Origin of the sequence: Pseudomonas sp. P7779 (genome assembly GCF_013386315.1) — a bacterium.
GTDB lineage: Bacteria > Pseudomonadota > Gammaproteobacteria > Pseudomonadales > Pseudomonadaceae > Aquipseudomonas.
Window position 1 is genome coordinate 1 of the sequence record NZ_JACARZ010000116.1, and the last position, 1,241, is coordinate 1,241.

Sequence of the window (1,241 nt, forward strand, 5' to 3'; positions counted from 1 at the left end):
TGATGCCGCTGGTGTACCCGGTCACCACTGAAGTGTTGCCGGCGCCGCTGTCCTACGAGCAAGTGATCAGCGATTTCTACGACACCGCCAGTGTCGACGTTGCGGCACACCTGGACGCGGGGCGCGATGTGGCGGTGATCTGTGAAGGCGACCCGTTCTTCTACGGCTCCTACATGTATTTGCACGACCGCCTGGCCGAGCGCTACGAAGCCCAGGTGATCCCGGGTGTGTGCTCGATGCTCGGTGGCGCCTCTGTACTGGGCGCACCGTTGGTGTATCGCAACCAGAGCCTGTCGGTGCTTTCCGGCGTGCTGCCCCATGACGAACTCAAGCGTCGCCTGGCGGATGCCGACGCGGCGGTGATCATGAAGCTGGGGCGCAACTTCACCAAGGTGCGTCAGGTACTGGAAGAATTGGGATTGGCGAGCCGGGCGTTGTACGTCGAGCGCGCGACCATGGCCAATCAGAAAATCGTCGCCCTGGATCAGGTCGATCCGACGTCCTCGCCGTATTTCTCGTTGATCATCGTTCCCGGTGAAAGGTGGCAAGGCTGATGACGGCTCCCGCGATTGTCATCCTGGGGCAGGGCAGCCTCGCCACGGCCCGCGCTATCCAGCAGGTGTATCCCGACGCACTGATCCACGGCCTGGCCGGGCGGGTCGAGGGCGCAGATCAGGCCTATAACGAATTCGGCGCCAGCGTGCGCCAGTTGTATCAACAGGGCACGCCGATCATCGCGCTGTGCGCCGCCGGGATTGTGATCCGCACCCTGGCGCCGCTGCTGCTGGAGAAGGGCGTCGAGCCTGCTGTGCTGGCGGTTGCCGAAGACGGCAGCGCGGTGGTGCCGTTGCTCGGTGGCCTCGGTGGTGTAAACGTGATGGCGCGGGAAATCGCCGCTGCCCTGGACGTTGCCGCCGCGATCACCACCAGTGGCGAGCTGCGTTTTGGTACCTGCCTGCTTAACCCGCCCCATGGTTATCAGCTGGGGGATCTGGAACTGGGCAAACGCTTTGTCTCGGATTTGCTGGCTGGCGAATCAGTACGCATTGAAGGCGCGGCGCCGTGGCTGGATCAGGCCAACTTGCCCCAGGATCAACAGGCGCGCCTGGCGATTCACGTCGGCAGTGCCGAGCGCACACCTGCGGCCAATGAGTTGCTGATTTATCCGAAGACGGTGCTGGTTACCTGCCAGCCGGGGCCGCAACTGGCCGGGCGAATTCGTGCGGCGTTGCAGGATGCCG

General features: G+C 63.9%; 1 protein-coding gene and 1 pseudogene. Both read left to right on the plus strand.

Features of this window, described 5'->3' with window-relative positions; translation table 11 throughout:
• A partial coding sequence (locus tag HX869_RS27705; protein WP_177123539.1) for a precorrin-2 C(20)-methyltransferase occupies nucleotides 1-554 on the plus strand: 554 nt, incomplete at its 5' end.
• Nucleotides 554-1,241, plus strand: a pseudogene (locus tag HX869_RS27710) (cobalt-precorrin 5A hydrolase); the annotation flags it as partial. The gene HX869_RS27705 and the pseudogene HX869_RS27710, both read left to right, overlap by 1 nt.